The sequence below is a fragment of the Microbacterium profundi genome, assembly GCF_000763375.1.
GTDB lineage: Bacteria > Actinomycetota > Actinomycetes > Actinomycetales > Microbacteriaceae > Microbacterium > Microbacterium profundi.
Genome location: NZ_JPSY01000001.1, coordinates 1,280,161 through 1,298,970 on the forward strand (window position 1 = coordinate 1,280,161; position 18,810 = coordinate 1,298,970).

Annotated in this window: 17 protein-coding genes; 3 read left to right on the plus strand and 14 right to left on the minus strand. The window is 67.0% G+C overall.

Annotated features, from left to right (window positions below; all coding sequences use genetic code 11):
* Nucleotides 1-123 precede the first annotated feature (123 nt).
* The 4 genes from JF52_RS0106015 to JF52_RS0106030 all read right to left on the minus strand — a co-directional run bounded on the left by JF52_RS0106015 (nucleotide 124) and on the right by JF52_RS0106030 (nucleotide 4,043).
* Nucleotides 124-1,566, minus strand: coding sequence for a DHA2 family efflux MFS transporter permease subunit (locus JF52_RS0106015; RefSeq protein WP_234000317.1), 1,443 nt, complete (start codon nucleotides 1,564-1,566; stop codon nucleotides 124-126).
* 87 nt (nucleotides 1,567-1,653) lie between these two features.
* On the minus strand, nucleotides 1,654-2,220 hold the full coding sequence (locus JF52_RS0106020; protein WP_033105431.1) for a TetR/AcrR family transcriptional regulator: 567 nt from the start codon (nucleotides 2,218-2,220) through the stop codon (nucleotides 1,654-1,656).
* Between the two features lie 107 nt (nucleotides 2,221-2,327).
* Nucleotides 2,328-2,513 (minus strand): DapH/DapD/GlmU-related protein, encoded by a 186-nt coding sequence (locus JF52_RS0106025; RefSeq protein ID WP_372460252.1) that lies wholly within the window; start codon nucleotides 2,511-2,513, stop codon nucleotides 2,328-2,330.
* A 186-nt stretch (nucleotides 2,514-2,699) separates the two neighbouring features.
* Nucleotides 2,700-4,043: an HNH endonuclease signature motif containing protein gene (locus tag JF52_RS0106030; RefSeq protein WP_033105432.1), complete on the minus strand. Its 1,344-nt coding sequence runs from the start codon at nucleotides 4,041-4,043 to the stop codon at nucleotides 2,700-2,702.
* Nucleotides 4,044-4,270: 227 nt separating this feature from the next.
* Between JF52_RS0106030 and JF52_RS0106035 the strand changes: the two genes are divergently transcribed.
* Together JF52_RS0106035 and JF52_RS17585 are read left to right on the plus strand one after the other, a co-directional pair.
* Nucleotides 4,271-4,900, plus strand: a complete 630-nt coding sequence (locus JF52_RS0106035) for a hypothetical protein (protein WP_152594829.1) — start codon at nucleotides 4,271-4,273, stop codon at nucleotides 4,898-4,900.
* 353 nt (nucleotides 4,901-5,253) lie between these two features.
* Nucleotides 5,254-5,760: a hypothetical protein gene (locus JF52_RS17585; RefSeq protein ID WP_200880954.1), complete on the plus strand. Its 507-nt coding sequence runs from the start codon at nucleotides 5,254-5,256 to the stop codon at nucleotides 5,758-5,760.
* Nucleotides 5,761-5,816: 56 nt separating this feature from the next.
* Here the strand turns inward: JF52_RS17585 and JF52_RS0106045 are convergent, their stop codons facing one another.
* Nucleotides 5,817-7,022 carry an MFS transporter gene (locus JF52_RS0106045; RefSeq protein WP_033105434.1) on the minus strand — a complete coding sequence of 402 codons (1,206 nt, stop codon included), beginning with the start codon at nucleotides 7,020-7,022 and terminating at the stop codon, nucleotides 5,817-5,819.
* 30 nt (nucleotides 7,023-7,052) lie between these two features.
* Nucleotides 7,053-7,358, minus strand: a complete 306-nt coding sequence (locus JF52_RS0106050; RefSeq protein ID WP_033105435.1) for an ArsR/SmtB family transcription factor — start codon at nucleotides 7,356-7,358, stop codon at nucleotides 7,053-7,055.
* Nucleotides 7,359-7,481: 123 nt separating this feature from the next.
* Between JF52_RS0106050 and JF52_RS0106055 the strand changes: the two genes are divergently transcribed.
* The gene (locus tag JF52_RS0106055; RefSeq protein WP_033105436.1) at nucleotides 7,482-8,714 is read left to right on the plus strand and encodes an MFS transporter; all 1,233 of its coding nucleotides are present in this window, start codon (nucleotides 7,482-7,484) and stop codon (nucleotides 8,712-8,714) included.
* A 19-nt stretch (nucleotides 8,715-8,733) separates the two neighbouring features.
* Here the strand turns inward: JF52_RS0106055 and JF52_RS0106060 are convergent, their stop codons facing one another.
* From JF52_RS0106060 to JF52_RS16495, 8 genes are all read right to left on the minus strand, one after another.
* On the minus strand, nucleotides 8,734-9,882 hold the full coding sequence (locus JF52_RS0106060) for a Wadjet anti-phage system protein JetD domain-containing protein (protein ID WP_033105437.1): 1,149 nt from the start codon (nucleotides 9,880-9,882) through the stop codon (nucleotides 8,734-8,736).
* Nucleotides 9,879-13,250: an ATP-binding protein gene (locus tag JF52_RS0106065; protein WP_033105438.1), complete on the minus strand. Its 3,372-nt coding sequence runs from the start codon at nucleotides 13,248-13,250 to the stop codon at nucleotides 9,879-9,881. Before JF52_RS0106065 ends, JF52_RS0106060 begins: the two co-directional genes overlap by 4 nt.
* A complete protein-coding gene (locus tag JF52_RS0106070; RefSeq protein ID WP_033105439.1) occupies nucleotides 13,247-13,837 on the minus strand; it encodes a DUF4194 domain-containing protein in 591 nt (196 codons plus the stop codon). Before JF52_RS0106070 ends, JF52_RS0106065 begins: the two co-directional genes overlap by 4 nt.
* A gap of 19 nt (nucleotides 13,838-13,856) precedes the next feature.
* Entirely contained in the window at nucleotides 13,857-15,284 is a 1,428-nt protein-coding gene (locus tag JF52_RS0106075; RefSeq protein ID WP_033105440.1) for a DUF3375 domain-containing protein, read from the minus strand.
* A gap of 190 nt (nucleotides 15,285-15,474) precedes the next feature.
* Nucleotides 15,475-16,731: an ATP-binding protein gene (locus tag JF52_RS17995; protein WP_033105441.1), complete on the minus strand. Its 1,257-nt coding sequence runs from the start codon at nucleotides 16,729-16,731 to the stop codon at nucleotides 15,475-15,477.
* Nucleotides 16,732-16,854: 123 nt separating this feature from the next.
* Entirely contained in the window at nucleotides 16,855-17,895 is a 1,041-nt protein-coding gene (locus tag JF52_RS0106085) for a PfkB family carbohydrate kinase (RefSeq protein ID WP_052166798.1), read from the minus strand.
* Between the two features lie 9 nt (nucleotides 17,896-17,904).
* Nucleotides 17,905-18,264 carry a HepT-like ribonuclease domain-containing protein gene (locus JF52_RS0106090; protein ID WP_052166799.1) on the minus strand — a complete coding sequence of 120 codons (360 nt, stop codon included), beginning with the start codon at nucleotides 18,262-18,264 and terminating at the stop codon, nucleotides 17,905-17,907.
* Nucleotides 18,261-18,716: a nucleotidyltransferase domain-containing protein gene (locus JF52_RS16495; RefSeq protein WP_052166800.1), complete on the minus strand. Its 456-nt coding sequence runs from the start codon at nucleotides 18,714-18,716 to the stop codon at nucleotides 18,261-18,263. The genes JF52_RS0106090 and JF52_RS16495 overlap by 4 nt, the downstream gene beginning before the upstream one ends.
* Between the last annotated feature and the right edge of the window lie 94 nt (nucleotides 18,717-18,810).

Below are 18,810 nucleotides of genomic sequence, written 5' to 3' on the forward strand. Positions count from 1 at the left end.
CCGGGGCCGCTGGGCTCAGCGCCGCCGCCCGGTTCAGCGCTGCCGCCGGGCTCAGCGCCGCCGCCCGGTTCAACGGGGCCGCCCGGTTCAACGGGGCCGCCCGGTTCAACGGGGCCGCCCGGCTCAGCGCCGCCGCCAGACCGCCACGACTCCGGCCCCGATGATCGACAGCGCAGCTGCACCGAGGAAGAGCCACGAGAATCCACCGGTGAGCGCATCCGCGGTCGACGCGCCGCCGGCTTCGAGTGCCGCCGTCCTGAGCCCGGCGATCGTGCCGAGCACGGCAAGCCCGACCGCGCCGCCGATCTGCTGACTGGTGTTGATGAGCCCGCCGGCGAGCCCCGCTTCACCGCCTTCGACTCCTTCGACGGCCAGCTGCGTCGTGGCGACGAACCCGCCACCGAGGCCGACACCGATGAGCAGCGTCGGTCCGAGCAGCTGCGTCAGGAACACAGCATCCGATGGCGCGAACGCGAGCCACACCAGGCCGCCGGCCAGAACGAGCAGTGCGGTGGCGAGCACCGGCCTGGTGCCGAGGCGTCCGATCAGGGAAGGCACCGCACCCGCGACGAGCACGAGCGCACCTGCGAGCGGCAGCTGGCTCAGGCCCGCAGTGAGCGCGTCGTAGCCGAGCACGGCCTGCATATACACCGACAGCGCGAAGAACAGCGCGACCATCGCCGCACCGGCCAGCAGCATCACGATGTTGCCGAGCGCGAGATCGCGGTTGCGGAACACCCCCAGCGGCACGAGCGATTCGGCGCTGCGACGCTCGACCACCACGAACGCCACCCCCAGCACGACGGCGACCGCGAAGAGCACCAGAGGCAGCGGGTGCAGGAATCCGAGCCGCTCCACTGCGCTGAGCGCACCGACGAGAGCGACGAGCGCCGCGGTCACGATGATCGCGCCGGCAGCATCCAGACGTCCGGACGCTCGCGCGCCGTCACGGGTGATGAGAACGGGAATCGCGACCAGCACGATGACGCCGATCGGCACGTTGACGAAGAACACCGCCTGCCAGCCGAGCGTCGCGGTGAGGATGCCGCCGAGCAGCACCCCGGCCGCCGAGCCGATACCTGCGACCGCACCCCAGACGCCGAGAGCCCTGGTGCGTTCCTTCGCATCAGGGAAGAGGTGCGTGAGCAGCGCCAGCGCAGCCGGGGCGAGAAGCGCGGCGGACGCTCCCTGCACCGCGCGCGCGGCGAGCAGCATCTCGCTCGAGAACGAGAGGCCGGCGAAGGCGGATGCTGCGACGAAACCCGCCGTGCCGATCAGGAAGACGCGGCGGTGACCGTATCGGTCGGCGAGACGGCCGCCGAGCAGCAGCAGCCCGCCGAAGGCGAGTACGTACGCGGTGATCACCCATGTGAGCGCAGCGGTGTCCATGCGGAGTTGCCGGCCGAGCACCGGGAGGGCGATGTTGACGATCGAGGCGTCGAGTACGACGAGGAACTGGGCGAGCGCGAGGATGCTGAGCGCCAGCCAGCGGCGTGAACTGCGTGGTGCGGTGATGGCGGGTCGAGCGGCGGCGGCGGGTCGAGCGGTGGTCGAGAGCATGTTCATCGTGTCGTTCCTTTCGGTCGGTGGTGCATGAGTGATTCATCACTCACTCTTTAGGGCACAGAAGAACGGGAACAGCACCGGGCGCGATCACGCCGGGTGGCTCATCCCCTTGGTCAGGAGTTTCGCCCAATCCTCCGGGCGCCCCTCGAGCTGCGTCGTGACGATCAGATGGCAGAGTTGCCCGTAGGCGATGAAGCGCTGCACGTCGTCATCGGCGCCGCCGGAGCGACTCTTCGCGAAATTCGTCACGCGTGCGAGGCCGGCGCGGAGCGCCTCACCCACCACCGGGATGTCGGCGACGGATTGCGCATGCACCTGCAGCATCAGCAGCGTGCGGTCGCTGATCAGCTGCGCGTAGGCGTCTCCCATCGCGTCGAGGATGCCGTCGGGCGTCTGCTCCCCCGCAGCATCCGCCCCCTCTTCGAGAGCCGCGATGATCGCATCGAAGCACGCCTCGAGTGCGGCGATGAAGAGCGCCTCCTTGCCGGAGTAGAGCTTGAAGACGTACGCGGGGGAGATCTTCGCTTCGCGGGCGACATCGGCGACGGTCGTGGCGTAGTAGCCCCCGCGCGCGAACTCCGCCAGCGCCGCGGCGGCGACGACGGGCCGTCGCGCGTCGGCGGTCGAGAGGATCGAACTGCGGGTCGTCGGCATATGAGTGACTGTACACTCACTCTGGTTGGAGGGCAAGCAGGAAACCTCGGGCGACGGCATCCGCCCGCAAGACGCGCGAGCGGCCGGCTTCGTATCCGACGCTGAGGTCAGTCGGGGACGGAGCGCACGACGCGAGCCGGCGATCCGACGACGATGGCCTGGGCCGGCACGTCTTTGGTGACGACGGATGCTGCAGCTACGACCGCGTCGTCTCCGATCGTGACGCCCGCGAGGATCGTGGCGTTGGCACCGATCCAGACGTTGCGTCCGATCGCCACCGGGGCGGGATGCATGTCAGCGCGGCGGCTCGCTGCGAGGTCGTGATTGAGCGTGGCTCGGCCAGAATATCTTCGATGTCCAAGGTGCGCCTCCTGCGTTGCGTTTCGTGACCAGTCTGGATCGTCCGGCCTGCGATAGCGAGCGGGGCCAGCCGCTCAGGCATCAGACCTTCGACGTGCGAGATGCTTCCGGTCCACGGCTCAGGCTGCGATGTCGAAGCGTGCGCGTCCGCCGAGCCTGGGGGTGCGAGCGGGATCGACGTGAACCGGTGGGATGAACCAGACCCGTGCATCCACACCTGTGCCGTCGATGCGGATGTCCCATCCGTTGTCGTGGATGCGATGGTGGCAGCTATCGCATAGGAGTATCCCGTTGGAGAGGTCGGTTCGACCGTGATGACGTTTCCACCATCGCATGTGGTGCGCCTTGACCATTTCGGGCGAGAGGTTGCACATGGCGCATCCGCCGTCACGCTCGGCGAGAGCGAGGCGTTGCGCCTTCGTGAAGAAGCGCTTCTTCCGACCCCAGTCGAGGATCTCGCTGTCGCCGCCGAGAACGCACGGGATCACGCCGCCGTCAGCGGCCATCCGTCGGGCCGCTGCTGCGCTGATCGGCTGGTCGATGCCGTCGATCGTGGCGGTTCCCGTGGCGGAATCCAGGTCGTCGACGTGCATCCGGACGACGACGGTGGCTCCCGCGAGGGGAAGCTTCTCGCTCTTGCAGCCGAGCACGTGCGCGCAGAACAGGGCGAGCGCGTCGGCCTGCAACATGGGCACCGTGCGACGGTCGGCATCCGGAGCATCCGGATCGGGTGCGGCCTTACGGGCTGCGAATGCGGCGCTCACGTATCCGCGAAGTGCTGCGACGATCGGGGCACCGGTCTCGACGTCGAAGTTGCCGTTGAGATGCAACCGTCCGCCGCGCTCGAAGAACGTCAGCGAACGCTTGCCGCGCTGCTCGTCCTCCCGCGGTTCGACACCATCAGGGTCGAGCCACGCTTCGATCCGCACGCCGAGCCGGCGGACTTCGTCGAGCCCGAGACCGGGAGCAGCGTCGACCAGGAGCTTCTCGCCCTCGGCCGTGCGCCCGGGCCCGGCAGCGATGCGACACCGCTCTAGGACCGCGATGATCAACGCGGCCGCCTGCGCACTGAGAGTTCCTGCTTCCAAAGCCTCGCTCACCAGCGGATACTTCGCGGGCAACCGGGCACCGAGCAGATCAGTCCGCGCCGCCGTCGCCTCGCCCACCTTGATCAGTCGGATGGCGTCGCCGGTCGATACACCGGTGGACGCGGCGATCAGCTTCGCCGGCGAGCGGAACCCGTGCTGCTTCGCCAAGGAATCCGCACCCAACTCTGCGCGGGACTCACTCGCGATCCCAGCAGCGACACCTACATGCACAGCATCCAGCCGACGCTGCAGTACGCCGATCGCATTCGTAACCGCGATCAGCTGTTCTCTCGAAAGATCGTTCGAGTCGCCAGCATCCGCCCACACCTCGTCGAGGCGGGAGATCGCCTCGTGCAGACCGGTCAGCTTCGACATAACTCAACGATACCGCAGTGTTCCGTCTTTGTCGAACATTAATTCGAACTTATGTTGAGATCGTCTCGATCCGCGCGCTCGCCGACGCGCACCGCTCAACCATGTATTCGCATCTATATACGAATCTGTAACCGACTCATCCTCCACAGCACGATCTGGCCGGACGCTGTCCCCGATTGCTGTATCCGGGTGGGGCCCAGCATCCACTCCACCCTTATCGTCATCGCATGAGAAGCTACTACGACGGCTACGTACACCCCTCCGCATCTGCGGTGACGGTCCTCATCAGCGCACCGGGCAAACCGACGCTGAATCGCATCATCGAAGTGCCCAGCGATGCACCGGATGCATGGCTCGCGAATGCCTTCCTGCTCTCTATCGGCGAAGATTCACTGACCGATGACGATGTCGAGGATTTCCGTCTGCCGCAGGCGTACGAACCGCTGCTCTGGGGCTCGTACGGGAGATCCCCTTTTGACGACGAACCGAATCTCTCACGTTCCTTCACCCTCCCCGGCGTCCCCCATGATCTCGAAGTGCACCGTCTTCACACGCGAGCTCCCGCCGTGGGCGAACCGAAAGTCGCCATCATCGAGCACGACGATCCAGCCCCCACTCCGGTGAGCGCTGCGCACGATCGCACGAGCACGAGCACGAGTCCGAGCACGAGCACGAGCACGAGTCCGAGCACGAGCACAGTTCCGGTCAACGTGAACTGGCAGACATCGACCGCCTCATTGAGCGTTCGCGAAGTGAACACAGAGCTCGCCGACCAGTACGGCGTCGTACGCCGCGCTTCGACCGTTCACTGGTCGTCGATCTCGGGCATGGCGTATCGTCCGGCTGCCTGCTGGTAGGACTGCTGCGGGCACTCCCACCTGTTCGGCGCCTTGCGCTGCGCGCGCACCTTCGGGAGACCGGGTTGCTGGATCGGCCGGTATTCAGCGAGGCCGACGCCGCCGCGTTGTCCGCAGGACTGAGAGCTCTCATCGATCGCATCGGCTCAGATGGCTTGGAGCAGTCGGAGAACGGCTGGTTGTCCGACGATGCTCTTCGCGATGTGGAACAGGCGCTCGGGTGGACGTCCGAGCTTCACGTTCGACTCGCATCCGCGCGCGGATCGGATGAGTCCATTGGCGCTTCGCTTCTATCGACCGCGCGCGAGCTCCGACTTCTCCGGCGTCTCAAGGGACGTATCATCCTCACGAACATGGCGAAAGCGCTCCGCGCCCGTCCGACCGGATTCGTCCCTCATCTCGCGAACCACGCAACACGCGGCGCTGGTCAATCCGGCTATCTCCACTCCCAGGACAGCCACGAATCACAGCTGATCATCGCGCTGACGCTGCTGTCGATCGCCGACGGCTCGGCGCAATCGCGCGCGGACGTGGTGGACGTCGTCGCGCGCGGCGTCGCAGTACTCGAGCGCCATGCGGCCCCGTACGGGGGCTACGGGAACTACGGGGGCTACGGGGGCTACGGGAACTACGGGGTCTACGGGGACTACGGGGACTACGGGGACTACGGGGACTACGGGGACTACGGCGCCGAACGCTATTGGCATGAGTATCCCGGAGATGACGCCTTGTCCTCCGAGAACAACATCGCAGCCATCGTCGACAGAACATTGGACCGGCTTGAGCTACCGGGCCGCCCCGAATCGTTCAGCGAGTTCACGCCGGCCGTGAGGAGGCTCGCCCATGCTGCATTGCTCTGACCGACTCGCGTTCGTGCTCTCGACCCGCGCACCACGTGCCGCATCCCCTCAGCCGGTCAAGCGGTCCGTCGCCGCTCCAGCACCCCGGCGCACACGATCGCCACAACCCCGGCGATCGGCACGACGATCAGCCCCGCGCGCAGCCCCGCATTGTCGGCGATGAATCCGACGAACGGAGGCGAGAGCAGGAAACCCAGTCGCAGCAGCCACGACACGATCGTGAGGCCGGCGTCGTGCCGCAGTCCCGGCAGCGCGTCGGCGGCCTGCATCGCGGCGGGGATGAGCGTGGCGCTGCCGAACCCGGCGACCGCGAAGCCCAGGATCGTGCCTGGAATCGTCGGGAAAGCCAGGGCCAGACCCATTCCGACGGCGATGAGGAGTCCACCGGCCCGCGCGACGGCACGCTGCCCGAAGCGGTCGACCATGCGGTCGCCGATCATCCGTCCGATGAACTGCGCGCCGACCAGGGCGATATATCCGGTGGTGGCGATCGCTGCCGGGGCGGCGAGATCCGCGCCCAGGTAGAGGGTCGCCCACGACATTCCGGCATCCTCGACGATGGCGCCGGCGATCGAGAGCAGCACGAGCGCGGAGATGACGAACACGGTCTTCCCCGAGATGCCGCGACGCAGCGCACCGCTGATCTCCGATCCACCGGCGATCGCCTCCTCCTCCGTCACGTCGTCGCGCCCCGGCAGGCACATGCGCAGCGCGACGAGCGAGAGCAGGCAGAACACGACGGCCGAGATGCCGAGATGGATGCCGAGGGGCAGAGCGAGCGCGATCGCAACGGCCGACATCGATCCGCCCAGCACCGCGCCGATCGACCAGATCGCGTGGAAGGAGTTGATGATCGAGCGTCCGTAGCCGCGCTGCACGCGAAGGCTGTGCGCGTTCTGGCCGACGTCGGTGATCGCATCCGCCGCTCCGCCGAGGAAGAGGCCGAGCGCGAAGAACACGGCCGACGGCGCGAGGCCCGCCGCGAGGATGCCGAGGCTGGTGAGGATCGTGCCGACCACCGCGACCTTCGCCGACCCGAAGCGGCGGATGAGCACGGCGGCTCCGAGCCCTGCGACCATCGCGCCGGCGGGGAACGCCGCGATCGCGAGCCCGTAGGCTGCGGCGTCGAGGCCGAGCTGCACCTTGATCTCGGGGTAGCGCGGCAGGATGTTGGCGAACAGCGCGCCGTTGGTGAGGAAGAGGATCGCGACGCCGACGCGTGCGCGCCGCACGGCCGGGGCGACGGTGGTCGTGCTGGGCATATGCACCAGCCTAGGTGGGGCGCGGATGCCTCAGCTCTGCAGCACCGAATCCAACAGCCCGGGGAACAGGGCATCGAGGTCGTCGCGCCGCAGCGTCAGCATCCGCCGTCTGCCGTTGGGCTCGTTGCGGATGACGCCGGCCTCGCGCAGCACCTTCATGAAATGCGACTTGGTCGACTTCGGCAGGTTCGGGTCGGTGGCGTGGCAGGCGGCCATGTCGAGCGGGCCGGCCGCGAGCTGGCGTGCGATCGCGAGGCGCTCGGGGTCGCTGAGCGCGAAGAGCACGTCCGTCAGGTTGATGTCGGAGCGCTCCGGATGCTGCAGATCACCGGGCATGGTTCGATAATAGTTGAACAATTGCCGATGGTCGAGTACGCTCCGATAGTTCGATGATTCTCGAACCGAAAGATTCGAACCGAAAGATTCGAACCGAAAGATTCTCGAACTCGAGGAGCGCGCATGACCACGACCGAACCGATCACCGTCCGGCAGACCGGTCCGGCCGCCGCGCCCATCACACGCACGACCCGCGCACGGTTCGGGTTCGCGCTGGCGGTCGTGGCGCAGATCCTGATGATGACCGGCGCGAGCGCTCCGTCGCCGTTCTATCCGGTTCTCGCCGAGCAGATCGGCTTCGCCCCGATCGTGATCACCGCCGTGTTCGCGGTCTACGCCATCGCACTTCTTCTCACGCTGCTCACGGCCGGGGCGCTGTCTGATCACGTCGGCCGCCGTCCGGTCGCGATCGTCGGGCTCGTACTCCTGGCCGGCAGCATGCTGCTCTTCTCGCACGCGGATTCCGTGGCCCTGCTCTTCATGGCGCGCATCACCCAGGGCATCGCGAGTGGACTGCTGCTCTCGGCCCTCTCGGCTGCGGTGCTCGACCTCGCACACCCCGCCCGCGCGTCGACCGCGGCGCTGTGGAATGCGCTCGCACCCGGCATCGGCCTCGCCACCGGCGCGCTCCTGTCGGGAGCCGCCCTCGACATCATGGGCGAACCGCTGCTCGATGTCTTCGTGCCGCTCACCGCCGCCTACGTCATCCTCGCGGTGCTCTTCTTCTTCGCACCGGAGACCGCGCCGAAGAAGCCGGGAGTCTGGGCTTCGCTGCAGTTCCGCCTGTCGGTTCCGCAGGCGATCCGGGCGGACTTCTGGCGCGCGGCCCCCGCCATCGTCGCGGGCTGGGCGACCGGCGGACTGTTCCTCTCCCTCGGCGCGAACATCGTGCGGGGCGAGCTCGGCGGCGTCGCGCACATCTGGCAGGGACTCGGCGTCGCGATCCTCACCGGCGTCGGAGCGATCACGGCGTTCCTCCTGCGCAAGCGCTCGCCCCGCACGATCACGATCTTCGGCACCGCAGCCCTCGCCGTCGGCACGGCGATGTCGCTCGGCGCCCTCGCGCTCGGTTCGCTCCCGGCCTATCTCATCGCCGCCGGCGTGACCGGAATGGGCTTCGGCACCGCGTTCTCGGGCGTGATCGCATCGCTCGCGCCGCGCATCCCCGCCACGGAGCGCGCCGACACGTTCGCGGTCATCTTCCTTCTCGCGTACCTCGCGTTCGGCATCCCCGCCGTCATCGCCGGGATGCTGGTGGGCGTCGTCGGGCTCGGCGCGGTGTGCGTAGGCTACGGCGTGGTCGTCATCGCGCTCTCGCTGCTCGCGCTGGTGTTCAGGGTGCGCATGCCCGAGTGAGGATAGCGTGCAGAGCGAATCATCTCGGCAGGCGCTCCAGCGCCCACGTCCAGTCCACCCGCTCCTGTTCCAACCGCAACCGCTCGCCGTGCCGATCGGTGACCAGCGCCGCATAGACGTCGGTGTCTTCCGGCGCGAGGTGCGTGAGCGCAGCGCTCGTCGGCTTCTCCTCCCGACCCCATCGCTCACGATGTGCGTGCAGCGTGGTGAAGTCCATCAGCACGGACCTGACCTGCGGCAGCCGTGATCGCACGCGGTTCAGAATCGCGAAGCCATGCGTGTCGATGTCGCCCCAATATGCGACGGGAACATCCCTCAGCCAGCGCAGGGACGCAGGATTACCGGCGTCGTACCCCTTGCCCCACAGGACGACGCCGCTCTCAGGAATGGGTGCGGCGAGATACGTCGCTTCGTTCTCGATGATCAGGGCCTGACTCGCCGACGAGACGGCCGAATCGAGTTCGTCGAGCCGGAAGACACCCTCCGTGAATCCGCTGGGGAATCCGAACACTCGAGGATCGAAGCGCAACCTGACTGTGGCGGGTCGCCGTGCGAAGCCGAGCGATTGCGTGAAAGCATCCGCACCGGCCGGAACGCCGAGCATGCCGGCAAGCACGCCTCGCCTGCGCTCGATGAGCTTCGTGTCGACTCCCGGCGCAGTGACCTCCCGTAGAAACCGTCCTGCACCGCTTTCCCGGCTGATCCACTCGAGCGCCGCCAGAATCTCGGACCAGTCATCGGCTGCGGCGAGCGCCGCGTGCGGATGCTGAAGCACCCAGCCCCGCGCTTGAGCCGGAGCTTGTCCGAACAACGAGACGAAACGCCGCACCTCCGCCCCCACGCCGAGAAGCGCCCACGCCTGCTGCGCGGTGGAGATGACCGCGCGCATCGGGATGCGCGATTTCCCCACGTGCCGGCCACCGACCTCGCCGAACACGAGCTCGAAGTGCGCCCCGTCGCGCGAGGCGCGGATCAGTTCGTTCGCCCACCGACGCGCCTCATCCACCCGGTCGCCCAGGTCAGACGACGATGGCCCGCGCAGCGGCAGCTCGATCGGCGCGAACTCCCCCTCGACCGCAACGCGCAGCAGCGTGCCGTCGGTCCAGCGCCTGCGCACCCGCGCTGCGACGTCGGAAGGCGTCGTCCACGATGATGCGGCGGCGCTCACGAGGCATCCTTGCGCCGCTTGTGATACTCCTCGATCGTGAGCGTATGCACGCGAGAGCGTGCGCCGGTCGGGTTGTCGACGAATCCGATCGCGCTGATGAACGGCTCGATGACGTGCACCTTCTGCAGCGGTGTGACGATCAGCAGCTGCAGACCAAGCCGGCCGAAGAGCTTGAGCGCATAACGAGTCGACTCATCCGAGCCCCGCCCGAAGGCCTCATCGATGACCGCGAAACGGAAGTCGCGTGCTTTCTGCACGCCCCATTCGAGTCCGAACTGATAGGCGAGCGAAGCGGCGAGAATCGTGTAGGCGAGCTTCTCCTTCTGCCCGCCGGACTTGCCGTCCGAGTCGGTGTAGTGCTCGAACTCCTCGCCGGTGTCGCGATCCTGCTCGGAGGCCGCGAAGAGGTACCAGTTGCGCACATCCGTCACGAACCTCGTCCATATGCGGTCCCGATCGCTGTGCGCTTCTCGGCCGCGGAACCTCTCGATGATCGCTCGCACCTGCTCGAACCGACGTTCGGCATCGCCGGATTCCGGATCCACGAGGTCGCTGGTCGCCGCGCGCAGGTCGGCACGGAAGTCTCTGATCTCCTGATTGACCGTGGGGTCGGCGATGATCCGGATGACACGTCCCGGGCGGTAGTCGATCGCGCCGAGCGCCTCATTGATCCGATCGACTCGCGCATGGATCTCATCCGCCTGCCGACGAAGCCAGTTGTGGAACCCTGCCAGCTCGGTGACGGCGTTCGTGTTGAGCTGGTGCCGGAACTCCGACTCGAACCGCGGCAGATCGTCGGCCCGGACTCGGCTGTGCAACTCCCTGAACGAGCCGAGGGCACCTACTTCCGCATCGTGCTCGGCACGCAGCTCCGGCCAGTTGCGCAGCATCTCGTGCATCTTCGCCTGCACGCTCGTGATGTGCCCGTTGATCTCACGCTGCACGGCGTCGCTGAGCCGGGCGATCTCGTCTGCCAGTCGCTTGCGCAGCGTCTCCAGGCCCTCGAGCGTACGACGCGATCGTTTGTCGGCGAGCAGCGTATCCAGCGCGCCGTAGCGCTCCCGCGCTGCGGCGATCTCGGATGCTGTCAGCGGCTCGAGTGCACGCTGCTCACGCTGAGTCCGCTCAGTGAGTCTGGCCGCCTCGCCGTCGAGATCACCGATGGCGCGAGCTCCTGCCTCGAGGTCTTCGTCGAGGCGCACCGCCTGCTCATCGACGCGCGTGAGCGCCTTCTCGATCTCCTCGAGCTTGTTCGATCCCGCGATCAGCCTCGACCGCTCGTCGTGCAGAGCGGTGATCTCCGCCTGGCTGGACTCGGTGTCCAGATCACTCCAGCGAGTGACGTCGGCAAGCGCGTCGAGGGCGCGCAGTCGCGACTGCAGCTCGTTCTCCTCGCGCTGCAGCGCGGCCAGCGAGGCGAGCACCTCGCCCCGCTCCGACTCGTACTCCGCCGCCTCGTCGCGCAGCGCGGCGAGCTTGCGCTCGCTCGTACGTCCGAGCACCCAGTTGCGTGGATCGTCGATGGCGAAGCGGTCGTCCTTCTCGTGCCGATCCCGGTCGCGTACGAGCCCTGCGCGCGTCACCGCACGGTCGGCACCTCGCAGTTCGGCGGCCGACTGCACGAGCTGGTGCTCGCCCCTGCGCTGCAGTTCACCCGTCACGAATGCCGCGAAGGGGCCTTCTTCGACTTCGAGGATGTCTCGCAGCCGAAGGGCCTCATCGGCGCGGGCCGGCACCGAGCGCACCTGCCGATCCGGCACTCGCAGGTATCGCAGCTTCGCACCGAGGTGCGTGTCGTTCACCCAGCGGGAGACGGCGTCGTAGTCGCTCTGGGCGACGAGCATCATCGTGGCGAATCCGCCGAGCACCCGCTCCGCAGCACCGCGCCAGCCCTCATGGACGTCTGCGACGTCGATCAGCTCGCCCGCGAACGGCACCTGCTGTTCGTCGAGACCGAGACCGGCACAGAGCCGATCCCGCACTGCGAGCAGCTTGCTGTCGAGGTTGCTGCGCCGCCCCTGCAAGATCGCGAGCTCATCGTTCGTGCGGGTCAGCGCGGCGTCGAGTTCGAACCGCCTGCGACCGAGCGGCTCCTGGCGCGCGCCCACGCCTTCGCGCGCGGCTTCCGCTTCGCTTCTGGCGCGTTCGGCGTCGACGCGACGCACGGCGAACCCGCCGGCATCCGTCACCGGATCGAGCCCGGCATCCTCCAGACGGGACAGATATCGTGCACGCGCCTCTGAACGACGGTCCAACTCTTCGTCGAGACGCGGCAGCGCTCGGTCGATCTCGACGAGCCGGTCGCCGCCCGCGCCGGCACGCTCGGCGATGAGACGGTCGCGTTCAGGTACGAGCGCCTGCCGCGCGGCCCGCATCCGCTCCTGCTGCTCGCCTGCCTTCGTGCGTGCACCTTCGACGCGTGTGCTCTCGTCGGCAAGGGCGACGAGCATCGCCTCAGCGACGTAGGGGTCGACGGCCGCGCGAGACGCCGTGAGGTCGTCTCGACGATCGATGGCCGCGTCGTACCGGTCGCCGGCTTCGACGAGCGGATCGAGCACGGCCAGCTGCGCCGTCGCGCGCTGGACGGACTCATGCGCACGTGTGAGGTTCTCGAAGTGCTCGATGATCGCGCGCACCCGCTCTGCGGAGTCCTCTTCTTCGAGCATGTGGCTGCGCACGAAGTCGGTGAGGTTTCCCACCGACTTCATCGAGACGGTCTGATGGAACAGGTCCATCGCCTGCTCCGATCGGATGCCGAGAAGCCGGCGCATCCGCCTCGAATAGTCGGGGAAGCTGGTGTCGATATCGGCGCCCTGCTGCCGTAGCCGTTTGCGCAGGGCGGTCAGCTCGGAGCCGAAGTCGGAGAAGTCCGGATCGACCGCGAGGGTGTGGGATGCCGTCACGTAGAAGCGATCGGGCTGTCCGGCGCGATCCTTCTGGTGGAACACCTGCGCGAGGGTGACGGTCTCGTCGTACGCCTCGTTGCGGAACGAGCCCAGGATCACCGAGTACGACGTGTGATCGCGCAACCCCACAGGACGCGACGCACCGGTCTGCTCGTTGCGCTCTGACTTGTAGTGCCCCTCGACGTAGCTGCGCAGGTTGCGCTCCTTCGCCTCGGCGCCGGCGGCCTTGTTGTACGCGATGCGCTGCGCGGGCAGCAGCAGAGTGCTGATCGCGTCGACGATGGTCGACTTGCCCGATCCGATGTCGCCGGTCAGCAGCGCTGTGCGCCCATCCAGCTCCAGGTCCCACACCTGTCGGTCGAACGTTCCCCAGTTGAAGACCTCGACTCGGTGCAGACGGTAGCCGGGGAAGGCATCGTCTCCCGTGTCCACATCCAGTGCGGAGAAGAGCGCATCGCTCATTCCGAGTCCTCCCCGTCCATCGCGCGAGCGTATTCCGTCAGCCGCGCTTCGAAGTCGCCCAGTGTCTGCGCGTCGACATAGGCCTTCAGCACGCGCTTGACCTCCCACGCATCGGACTGCCCACGCAGCTCCTGCAGAAAGCCCAGATCCTTGAGCTGCCGGACCGTGCTTGCGACACGATCCTGCGAACGCGCTTCGTTCGTGGAGTCCTTCGAGAACACGCTGAGCATGTCGCCGATCTGCTCCTGCGACAGCACGAGTCGGCCCTCGCCCCCTGTCGCCTCGAACTCGGCGAGTCGCCGGCGCAGCAGCACCGCGAGCAGACTCGCCTGGTAGGTGAGGGATCGACGGCGGATCAGTCGGGGCAACGGCTCTTCGCCCTCGGCATCGTCGTGTGCCCGCAGATACGCGAAGCCCTCGACCTCGTCGAACACGACATCGACGGCGATGTCGTTGAAATGGTCGCGCACCGCTGCACCATGGCGCTCCAATGCGGCCCACGTGCTCTCGTCGCGCTCGCGGTACACGACGCCGCGCATCAGTGCGATGACGGATGACGCCGTGGCGTGCTCTTCGGGGCTTCTCATAGGCTGGCTTCCTCGGCTCTCATGAGCGCGTGATCGTGACGTGCGGAACAGTCATCCGGCGGCGTACCCCGTCCAGTCCCTCATAGACCACCGACATCGATTGCTCGGCATCGATGCTCAGCTCGAGATCGTCTTGCGCATCGAGACCGAGGTACGCGATCACCTCCGCCGCTCCCTCAGTGATCGGGTAGAGCGCGAGGATGTCGCTGAGCTCGGCCGCGCTGTGCGGAGGCACGACCGCACGGATGTTGTCGGCCAGGCGCTCGACGTCGACATGGCGCTGGCTGAGAAGCACGTCGAGGTCGAGCGGTCCCTCATCGACCGGTCCCAGCAGACTGTTCACGGCGGTGTCCGGTCTCACCTGGTACAGCGGACGCTCGAAGGCCATCACGATCGGGACGCCGGGTTCGTCGATCTCGAGACCGGCATCGGGCGGATCCTGCCGAACCGCGATCGCCGCGGCTTCGATGGCGCGGGCGAGGTCGAGCACCCGTCGGTTCTCGAACCACACGCGGTCATCGAGAAAACGCCGCAGCTGCTCCGACAGCATCCGCACCGTCACCTGCGTGCGCTCCGCGGCCTCGGCCCAGTCGTGGTGCAGCAGACGCATCCGCCGGTCCGTCTCGACCGCCGGCATCTCACTCACCGCACCGAGCAGTGTGGAGAGCTCATCCTGACGCTGCTCGGAGAGCAGGAAATCGTAGAACGCCTGAAAGCTGCGCCCCTGCTCGGACGACGCGATGTCGGCGCGGTCGCCGACGAGCTCTCCGAGGAGCTCGCCCTTGGCTCCGTTCCAGGCGGCGATCTTCTCCCTCGCCGAGCGGTCCAGCCGGCGCAGGTTCTCCTCGACCTCACGGAAGTCGCTCATCAGCTCGCGCGACATCGAGGAGAACTGCTGGAAGCGATCTCGAACCCCGATCTCGTCGAGCGCCTGCGACTCTCCCCGTTCGATTCGTGCGATCTCTTGATCGAGCTCGTCACGGCGTCGCGCGAGCTCGGCGACGCGCACCTGAGGATCCGCGTCGGAGCCGTGCACGATGTCACGCAACAGGGCGATGAGCGTGTGAAGCCTCGACTCCGTGCCCACGAAGGTGCGCTCGCGCAGTTCGCCCACCCATCGATAGGCCTTCTCCAGCGTGGAAGTCGCCTCGTAGTGGATCTCCTCGGCGCGCGAAGGGTAGAAACGGCGCAACCAGCCGTCGTCGGCTGCAGCCCACTCCTCCAGGTACTCGATCGGCTCCCGCGGGTAGCGATCCGGCGCGGACTGATGGATCGCGTACAGGTGATCGTCGAGCAGGCTGACCAGCTCGCTCTGCGCCACTGCGCCGCGGTTGGCATCGATGAGGTGAGTCCCGAGAAAGGAAAGGATCAGGGGCGCGTTCGTCTTGCGAAGCAGCCGCCATGCTCCATGCCGTTCGGCGAGCTGTTCGATCTCGTCGTGGTCCACCCCAGAAGCGTATCCGCGAGCGTGGACGGTTCCGAACTCAACCCCGACGACCGACAATGCCGGACTCTCGTCAGAGGTGCCATGAGGCGCATGCCGAAGTCGGCGGGCGGGAATCCGGCGACCGCTCCGACGATGACCAGGCGGCCGTTCGAAGCGAGGCGATCGATGGGCTAAGGGAGCGAGCGTGAACCTAAGCGGCCAACGCTCCAATCGGGATTACGTGGATGCCATCCGCCCGGGTGTACCCGTACTGGCCGCCAGTGATGATCATCATGGCGGAGGGAGGCTCGGTACGAGCAGTATCCAGGTTGGCGGCAAATCGCTTCAAGGACGCGGCAGCATCTTCCTCGCGAGAGGCCGCGAGCTTGACTTCGACAGCAATCCAGCTCCCGTCGCGCCGTTCGATTATCGCGTCGACGTCGCGGCCTGCGCTGTCCCGGTAATGGTGGACGATCGCGTCGTGCACATCGGCGTACACGCGGAGGTCCCGAACGACCAGTGACTCGAACACCTGACCAAAGTAATCAAGGTCGCGCAGAAGCCGATCTGCATTGGCGCCGACAGCGGCGACAGCGAGCGAAGGATCTACGAAGTGCCGCTTCGCTGCCTTGCGCACACGATCCCGCGAGCGCAGATGAGGTCCCCATGAGGGCTGCTCTTCAAGAACGAAGACGCGCGCGAGCGCATCCAGGTAGCCCTGCGCCGTGGCATTGGTCATCTGCTCCCCCCCTGCTGATGCGTCGCGTGCGAGTGCAGCGACCGCGACCTCCGTGGCGACGTTTCGCCCCAGCGCCCTGATGATGCGCATCACGCCAGCGGGATCTCGGCGCGGCTCCGAATCCAGTCGCGGCAGATCGATGCGTGTCACGCCATCGAGGTAGGCGCGAGTGCGATCCAGTGCTTGCGCGAGCGGCAAACTCTGCAGTCCGGGCCATCCACCACGTGCGGCAACCTCGATGAGATCCGAAACGCTGAGCGCAGAAGCCCCTGAGACCCGGTTCGCAGGGTCGTCGAATACTCCGCCCACACTAATCTCAGCAGAGGAGTGTCCTGACTCGCTCAATGCCATCGGGCGCATCCGCAGCCTGAGCATTCGACCTGCTCCCGAATGCCGTGTCACATCGTCGGCGGGCACGGCGGACCCGGCCAGGATGAAGGACCCGTCGTCTTGCGTGTCGACGGCGGATCGCACTTGATTCCATACAGCAGGGGCAAGCTGCCACTCATCGATGAACCGTGGACGCGCTCCGTCGAGGAGACGGGCGGGGTCCAGTTCTGCGAGTTGCAGTGCCGCAGGATCAGTGTCAAATTGGATGCTGCTATTCGCAAACTCTCGTCCTGTCGCCGACTTCCCGCAGGCGCGGGCGCCTTCGAGTACGACCGCGCCCGGGTGTGCGAGCGCATGCGAAAGCTGGACGTCAATGACTCTCGGCCGGTACGTAGGCATAGGGCGACTCTAGACTCCAAAGATAAGAAAGTCGACGTTTCAAAGATAAGAAAGTCGAACATCTAAAGAGAAGAATGGGGAGCTCCTAGAGAGCAAAAAGATGGAGCACCCCATCGATGAGCTTCACTTCCCGCGCAGGAACTCCTCGACCTCGTCTGCGGTCGGAGCCGTCGTCGGCCCACGGCGGGTGACCTTGATCGCAGCTGCGGCGTTGGCACGGCGGCACGCATCCACCCATGTCGCGCCGTCGGCGATGCCGGCCAGCAGGGCGCCGGTGTGGGTGTCGCCGGCACCGTTCGTGTCGACGGGCGTCTGCGGAAAGCCCGCCACGTAGGAGCTCTCGCCGTGCGCATGCACCGCGCACCCCTCGGCGCCGTCTCGCACGATGGTGACGGCTCCGGCGCGCAGCAGCGGACTCAGCGCGCGGGCCTGGCCCACGATCTCGCGAGCGGATGCTTCGGCCTTGGATGCTCCGGCCTTGGATGCTCCGGCCTTGGATGCTTCGACCGACACCGACCGTGCGGCCAATAGATCGGTCGCCTCCTCTGCGTTGCCGGTCCAGACGTCGGTGCGGGCGAGCATCGTGTCGCGCACGTCGGCGGGCAGTTCGGCGAAAGCCGCTCCAGGGTCGAGGACGACGACGGCATCCTCAGGAAGTGTCCTCAACCAGGCCAGCAACGGTTCCCGAGTCTGCGCGACGGCGAGCGAGTATCCGGTGACGCAGACGAGATCGCCCGGCTGCACGTCGGCGCTCGCGAGCGACTCGACCGTGATCTCGCGCTCCGCCCCCAGCGTCGTGACGAAGGTGCGCTCCGCTGAGGGTTCGATCAGCACGACGCACACCCCGGTGTCCTGCGTGGTCACCGGAGGAGCGGATGCTGCGATGCCGTCGGCATCCAGCGCCTCGCGGATCAGATCGCCGTACGGACCGGCGCCGATCGCTCCAGCGTGCAAGCATTCGGCGCCCAGGCGCGCCGCCGCGAGCAACACCGTGACGGAACCGCCAGCGTACTCCGCGACCGAATCGGCCATGAGGTTCTGCCCGCGCGCGGGGAGGTCTGCCACTTCGATGACCAGGTCGACCAGCGCCTGTCCGGTGTGGATCACTCGCGGGCGGTGCGCATCCCGCGCGAGTCGGTCATCGGTCTCGGCACGGCTGCGCATGCGGACAGCCTATCGATCGGGATCCGCGCTCATCGAAGCATCTGCCACTCGCACGGCCTCGGCCAGCTTTGGGAAACTCTCGGTGATGGTGCGCCAGAGCAGGTCGGCATCCATCCGGTCATAATGGTGCACGACGAAGTCGCGCTGCCGAGCCGCCTGCCGCCAGATCGGGCCCCGGAAGCCTTCCGGGTCGGCGGCGATAAGACGCTTTGCAAGGTCGCCGACTCTGTTGGAGAGCGCCTCGAAGGCCAACGAGACGGCTGGGTCCGAGTCGAAGGCCTCGCGCCCACGCGCCGCCAATTCAGACGCGGTGCCGAGCGTCGCATGAAGATCGTCGAGCCAACGCGGAATGCGCTCGACCGGTTTCACAGCAGCACCGCCTCGTTCAGAATGCGTGCATCGCGTTTCCTGTCGAGCGAGGCAACGGAAACTGCAGAGACGGGGACGCCGACAAGCATCTCGATGTCCATCTCGAACTGGGCGATGTCGAACAGCGTCGCATCGTCGGCAGTGACCAGAAGATCGAGGTCGCTGTCCGCGGCTTGATCGCCACGCGCCACCGATCCGTACACCTGGACGTCGCGGAGGTGCGCCGCCTGTGCAAGGCGTTCAATCAGCGGGCCGAGCTGGCGTAGACGCTCGACGGTGATTCGTGCGGGCTCGCGATCGGAAACTCGCTGGTACTCGTCCACCGAGAGCAGAACCGCCTCGGGCTTGCGGTGCGACCCGATGGCGACAGGAGCGGCAGCAGGGTTGTCACGCAGTCCCGCGATGAGACGCGACAGACCGGCGCGCGCGTCGGCGACTGAGAGGACCTCCATGCCCGCACCTCCTGTACATGAATATGTACAAGTTTATCCGATACATCGTCGTGACGGCACGGCAACCCTGAATGAGCGCATCCTTGCTCAGGTT